At 72.9% G+C, this 6,145-nt stretch carries 4 protein-coding genes, 1 rRNA gene and 1 pseudogene; 5 read left to right on the top strand and 1 reads right to left on the bottom strand.

All coding sequences use genetic code 11. From position 1 onward, the window contains the following. From rrf to ABZ716_RS21915, 3 genes and pseudogenes are all read left to right on the top strand, one after another. Positions 1-91, top strand: a 5S ribosomal RNA gene (gene rrf, locus ABZ716_RS21925); the annotation flags it as partial. A gap of 182 nt (positions 92-273) precedes the next feature. Beyond that, a pseudogene (locus ABZ716_RS21920) lies at positions 274-906 on the top strand (hypothetical protein); the annotation flags it as partial. A 747-nt stretch (positions 907-1,653) separates the two neighbouring features. After that, on the top strand, positions 1,654-2,487 hold the full coding sequence (locus ABZ716_RS21915; protein ID WP_358960986.1) for a hypothetical protein: 834 nt from the start codon (positions 1,654-1,656) through the stop codon (positions 2,485-2,487). A gap of 77 nt (positions 2,488-2,564) precedes the next feature. On the opposite strand, the gene ABZ716_RS21910 is transcribed toward ABZ716_RS21915, so the two are convergent. After that, on the bottom strand, positions 2,565-3,836 hold the full coding sequence (locus ABZ716_RS21910; protein WP_358960976.1) for a DUF1015 domain-containing protein: 1,272 nt from the start codon (positions 3,834-3,836) through the stop codon (positions 2,565-2,567). Positions 3,837-3,979: 143 nt separating this feature from the next. Here ABZ716_RS21910 and ABZ716_RS21905 point away from each other — a divergent pair, with 143 nt between their 5' ends. Both ABZ716_RS21905 and ABZ716_RS21900 read left to right on the top strand, forming a co-directional pair. Beyond that, positions 3,980-5,029: an HAD-IIA family hydrolase gene (locus tag ABZ716_RS21905; protein WP_358960973.1), complete on the top strand. Its 1,050-nt coding sequence runs from the start codon at positions 3,980-3,982 to the stop codon at positions 5,027-5,029. 113 nt (positions 5,030-5,142) lie between these two features. Then, on the top strand, positions 5,143-6,144 hold the full coding sequence (locus ABZ716_RS21900) for an iron chelate uptake ABC transporter family permease subunit (RefSeq protein WP_358814598.1): 1,002 nt from the start codon (positions 5,143-5,145) through the stop codon (positions 6,142-6,144). Position 6,145: the final 1 nt, after the last annotated feature.

Below are 6,145 nucleotides of genomic sequence, written 5' to 3'. Positions count from 1 at the left end.
GCCCGGTTACATTCCGAACCCGGAAGCTAAGCCTTTCAGCGCCGATGGTACTGCAGGGGGGACCCTGTGGGAGAGTAGGACGCCGCCGAACAATCTTTCAAAGGACCCTTGGTCCTCAGCGTTCAGCTGAGGACCAAGGGTCCTTTTGTTTTACACCTCTTTTACGCCGAAGCGCGGCCACGGGCTGGTTGCGCGAGAATGACTAGCGGTACCCCGAAGACAGGAGCTACACCCATGTCCAACTCTCCCGACGATCGTCCGGAGCGCGAGCCTCGTCGCAACGACGGCGGTGACAGGGGCGGCTACCGCGGGGGCCGTGACGACCGTGGCGGTGACCGTGGCGGCTTCCGCCGCGACGACCGCAGTGGTGGTCGCCCCGCCGGTGGCGGCTTCCGCCGTGACGACCGTGGCGGCCGTCCCGCGAGCGGTGGCCGTCCTGCCGGCGGTGGCTTCCGCCGTGACGACCGCGGTGGCGAGCGTCCGTCGTACCCGCGTCGAGAGGACGACCGTGGTGGTCGTCCCGCCGGTGGCGGCTTCCGCCGTGATGACCGTGGCGGGGACCGTCCGTCGTTCCCGCGTCGTGAAGACGACCGTGGTGGTCGTCCCGCCGGTGGCGGCTTCCGCCGTGACGACCGCGGCGGCGACCGTCCGTCCTACCCGCGTCGTGACGACCGCGGTGGCGACCGTCCGTTCTCCCCGCGTCGTGATGACGAGCGTGGTGGGTTCCGTGGTGGTCGAGACGACCGTGGCGGTGACCGCCCCTCCTACCCGCGTCGTGACGACCGTGGCGGGGACCGTCCGTCCTTCCGTCGTGACGACCGGGGTGACCGTCCCTCGTACCCGCGTCGTGATGACCGCGGTGGCGAGCGTCCGTCGTACCAGCGTCGTGATGACGACCGTGGTGGGTTCCGTGGCGGTCGTGACGACCGTGGCGGCGACCGCCCCTCCTACCCGCGTCGTGACGACCGTGGCGGGGACCGTCCGTCCTTCCGTCGCGATGACCGTGGCGACCGTCCGTCCTACCCGCGTCGTGATGACCGTGGCGGGGACCGTCCGTCCTTCCGTCGTGATGACCGGGGTGATCGTCCGTCCTACCCGCGCCGGGATGACGACCGTGGCGGCCGTCCGTCGTACCAGCGTCGTGATGACGAGCGTGGTGGGTTCCGTGGCGGTCGTGACGACCGTGGCGGCGACCGCCCCTCCTACCCGCGTCGTGACGACCGCGGTGGCGAGCGTCCGTCGTACCAGCGCCGGGATGACGACCGTGGCGGCCGCCCCTCCTACCCGCGTCGTGATGACGAGCGCGGTGGGTTCCGTGGCGGTCGTGACGACCGTGGCGGCGACCGCCCCTCGTACCCCCGTCGTGACGACCGGGGCGACCGTGGTGGCGAGCGTCCGTCGTACCCGCGCCGTGATGACCGGGGCGACCGTGGCGGGGACCGTCCGTCGTACCCGCGCCGGGATGACCGGGGCGGTGAGCGTGGTGGCTTCCGTGGCGGCCGCGATGACCGCGGTGGTTTCCGTGGTGGCCGTGACGAGCGTGGCGGCGGCCGGGAGTTCCGTGCCGACCGCGACCGGGACCCGGTCAAGCGGCTTCCGATCGACGACGACGTCACCGGCCACGAGATCGACGCCGATGTCCGCCAGGAGCTCCTGAGCCTGCCCAAGGGCCTGGCCGAGGAGGTCTCGCGCAACCTCGTCATGGTCGCCCGGCTGATCGACGACGACCCCGAGCAGGCGTACGCGTACGCCCGCATCGCCCTGCGGCTGGCCTCCCGCGTCGCCGCCGTGCGTGAGGCCGCCGGCTTCGCCGCGTACGCGACGCAGAAGTACAGCGAGGCGCTCGCCGAGTTCCGTGCCGCCAAGCGCATGACCGGTTCCGTCGAGCTGTGGCCCGTCATGGCCGACTGCGAGCGCGGCCTCGGCCGTCCCGAGCGGGCGCTGGCCATGGCCGGCGAGCCCGAGGTGCAGAAGCTGGACAAGGCCGGACAGGTCGAGATGCGTCTCGTCGCCGCCGGTGCCCGTCGGGACATGGGTGAGCTCGACGCCGCCATCGTGACCCTCCAGAGCCCGGAGCTGGCCTCCAACTCCGTGCAGCCCTGGACCGCCCGTCTGCGGTACGCCTACGCGGACGCCCTCCTGGCCGCCGGCCGTGAGGACGAGGCGCGCGAGTGGTTCGCCAAGACCCTCGAGGCCGACAAGGACGGGGCCACGGACGCCTCCGACCGTCTCGCCGAGATCGACGGCGTGGAGTTCGTGGACGCCGCCGTGCTGGAGGACGACGCGGACGTCGAGGACTTCGACGACGAGGACGAGGCGGACTCGGCCGAGGTGGCCGCCGCCGAGCGCGCCGCCGACCAGACCGAGTACTACGACGAGGACGACGAGGAGTACGAGCCCGTCGACGGTCCGGACGCCGACGTGGACGTCACCGACGAGATCGTGCTGGTCGAGGACGACGAGCGGCAGACCCGCGACAGGACCTGACCGGACCTGATGCCGTGACGCGAAAGGGCGGCGCCCCCTCGGGGGTGCCGCCCTTTCGCATGTCCGGGGAGGAGTGGTCAGCCCACGCTGCGCAGGACCAGGCCGGTGGCCGGCTTCGGGCCGAAGGAGGTGGACTTGCGGGGCATCGTCACGCCCTGGCGGGCCAGGTCGCGGACGACCTCCTCGCGGACGGGGTGCAGCAGTACGGCCGTGCCGCCGTGGCGTTCGGCCATCGCGACGGTGGCCGCCGCATCGTGGATGTACGCGATGTGGTCCGGGGCGTCCGGGACCTGCCACAGGGTGTCCAGCAGGGAGGCGTGCAGCACGGTCGCGTCCAGCCGGCGCCACGCCTCGGGGCGGTCGTGGCGGACGGTGCGCTCGATCAGCTCCGGATCCGGGTCGGTGACCAGGTGGAAGGTGCCGTCACCGGCGAGGAGGAAGGCGTTGCCGCGTTCCGAGGCGTCCGCGAGGGCCTCCAGGGCCAGCGGCAGCGGGCCGTCCACCGGGCGCACCCGGAAGGAACCCGCGGCCGTGGCCAGGGCCTCGGCGAGGGGCAGGCGGCGCAGCATCCGGTGGATGGCGCGGACCTGGAGCGGGTAGCGGGCGGTGTCCACGAGGAGGACGAGGCCGAAGTCCCAGGGGGTCGGCGAGCCGTGCTCCTCCTGGAGGCGCAGGTACGTGGCCCAGCGGTGGTGGCCGTCGGCGATGAGGGCCTGGTGGCGGGCCAGGTCGGCGGTGACGACGGCCAGTTCGGCGGGGTCGGTGACGGCCCAGAGGCGGTGGCGGAACCCGTCCTCGGTGACCGTGGACAGCAGCGGCTCGCGGCCCGTGGTGGCCTCGACGACCGCGTCCGCGCCGGCGCCCGGGCCGTCGCCACGGTAGGTGAGGAGGAGGGGTTCGAGATTGGCGGAGGTGGCGCGCATCAGACCGGCGCGGTCGGTGACCACGTCCGGCATCACGTCCTCGTGGGGCAGGACGATGCCGGCGTCGCGGCCGGACAGGGCGAGGGCGCCGATGATGCCGCGTTGCACGAGACCCGGCTTGCGCTGCTCGTAGACGTAGAGCGCGGGCTGCGGGTCGGCGCTGAGGATGCCCTGGGCGAGCCAGTCGCTCAGGGTCCGGGCGGCCTGCTCGTTGCGTGCCGCGGGGGTGTCGGCCTGGGGCAGGATGAGCCGGACGATGTTGTGCGGGTCGGCGGATTCGAGGTAGTCGACTCCGTCGGGTCGTACGACCACGTCGTACGGCGGCGAGGTCACCGCCGAGAGGCTGCCGACGCGTTCCGGGACGTATCGCAGTCCATGGAAGGGGGTCAGGCGCAGCCCGTGCTCCGCGTTGCCAGGTGTGGTCATTGCTGCATGGTAAGACCCGTCTCGGGATACGGGATGGGCGGGGGAGCGGCGGCCTAGTGCAAACTCGGACAAGCTCGATCGTAAGAAGTGAAGCGGCTCAAGAGTCCTGAGCGTTTTGAGAACGGTTATTGAGGAGCGGCCAGATGACCCGGCAGAGCAGGACCAGTCCCGCGGGCAGTGAGCGGAGTCTGCACCAGGCGTACGACACGGCCCTGCTGGACCTGGACGGGGTGGTGTACGCGGGCGGGCACGCCATCGCGCACGCGGTGGAGTCCCTGGCCGCGGCCCGGGAAGGCGGGATGCACCTGGCGTACGTCACCAACAACGCGCTGCGGACCCCGGAGGCGGTCGCGGAGCACCTGGGCGAGCTGGGGATCCCGACCGAGGCGGCTGAGGTGATCACCTCGGCACAGGCGGTGGCGCGGCTGATCGCGGAGCAGGTGGAGCCGGGGTCGAAGGTGCTGGTGATCGGCGGGGATGGGCTGCGGGTCGCGCTGCGCGAGCGCGGGCTGGTGCCGGTGGAGTCCGCCGACGAGGAGGGGCTCGCGGCGGTGGTGCAGGGCTACGGCGGGCCCGACCTGGCGTGGGGGCGTTTCGCGGAGGCCGCGTACGCGATCAACCGCGGGGTGCCCTGGTACGCGTCGAACACGGACCTGACGATCCCGGGCGCGCGCGGGATCGCCCCCGGCAACGGGGCGGCCGTGGAGGTCGTCCGGATCGCGACGGGTGCGGATCCGCAGGTGGCCGGGAAGCCGCTGCCGCCGATGCACCGGGAGACGGTGCTGCGGACCGGCGCCGAGCGGCCGCTGGTCGTCGGGGACCGGCTGGACACCGATATCGAGGGCGCGTTCAACGGGGAGGTGGACTCCCTGCTGGTGCTGACCGGGGTGACCGACGCGGAGCAGCTGCTGCGGGCCGAGCCCCGGCACCGGCCCACCTATGTGGACCGGGACCTGCGCGGGCTGCTGACCGGGCAGCCGGAGCCGGAGCCGCGCCAGGGGGCGTGGCGGTGCGGCGGCTGGAGCGCGGCGCACGCGGGCTCGGGGCTGGAGCTGACCCGGCTCGCGGAGACGGAGGGGAAGGCCGATCCGCTCGACGGGCTGCGGGCGTTGTGCGCGGCGGCGTGGTCGCAGGCCCGGGACGGGGTCTACGGCCATGACGTGGACAAGGCGCTGGCCGCGCTGGGGCTGTGAGGAGCGGGGCGGTCAGCTGTTCGGGGATCAATCCAGGCGCAGGGTAGGCTAACCTAACTTTCGTGTTGGCTGAGAGTCCCCCCGAAACAGAGCGGTACGCGCCGCCGCCCGCCGTGGCCCGTCCCGGCCACGGCAGACGCACCGCCGGACTGCTGATCGCCCTCGCCGTCCTGGCCGTGGTGCTGGTGGCGAGCATTGCCGTCGGCGCCAAGGCCATGCCCCTCGGGGACGTCTGGCACGGCCTGTTCCACTACAGCGGCACCACCAACGACGTGGTCGTACGGGACCTGCGGGTCCCGCGGACCGTCCTGGGGGTGATGGCCGGGCTCGGACTCGGCCTGTCCGGCGCGGTGATGCAGGCCCTGACCCGCAACCCGCTGGCCGAGCCCGGCATCCTCGGCGTCAACGCCGGCGCCGCGGCCGCCGTGGTCTCCGCCATCAGCTTCCTCGGGGCGAGCACGCTGAGCGAGTACGTCTGGTGGGCCTTCCTCGGCGCCGCGGTCGTCTCCGTCGTCGTCTACGTGCTCGGCGGCAGCCGCAGCGCCACCCCCGTGCGCCTCGCGCTCGCCGGTACGGCGGCCAGCGCCGCGCTCGTCGGCTACATCAACGCCGTCCAGCTGCTGGACAGCCAGGCCCTGGGCAAGCTCCGCTTCTGGACGGTGGGTTCACTGGCCTCGGCCACCATGGACACCGTCCGCCAGGTCGCCCCCTTCCTGCTGGCCGGCGCCCTGCTGGCGCTGGCGCTGGGCCGGCCGCTCAACGCGCTGGCCATGGGCGACGACACCGCCCGGGCGCTGGGCGCGCACCTGACGCGGACCCGGATCGCCGCCATGGTGGCCATCACCCTGCTGTGCGGGGCCGCGACGGCCGCCTGCGGGCCGATCGTCTTCGTGGGGCTGATGGTTCCGCACCTCGCGCGTCTGGTCACCGGGCCCGACATGCGCTGGGTGCTCGCGTACTCGGCCGTCCTGTCGCCCGTGCTGCTGCTCGGCGCCGATGTGATCGGACGGGTCGTCACCCGCCCCGGCGAGCTCCAGGCCGGCATCGTCACCGCCCTCATCGGCGGCCCCGTCTTCATCTTCCTGGTCCGGCGCACGAGGATGGCCCAGCTGTGAG

Origin of the sequence: Streptomyces sp. NPDC006687 (assembly GCF_040636215.1) — a bacterium.
In the GTDB taxonomy this organism is placed as follows: domain Bacteria; phylum Actinomycetota; class Actinomycetes; order Streptomycetales; family Streptomycetaceae; genus Streptomyces.
The sequence above is the reverse complement of the archived record's forward strand: the minus strand, read 5'-3'. Positions and strand labels throughout refer to the sequence as shown.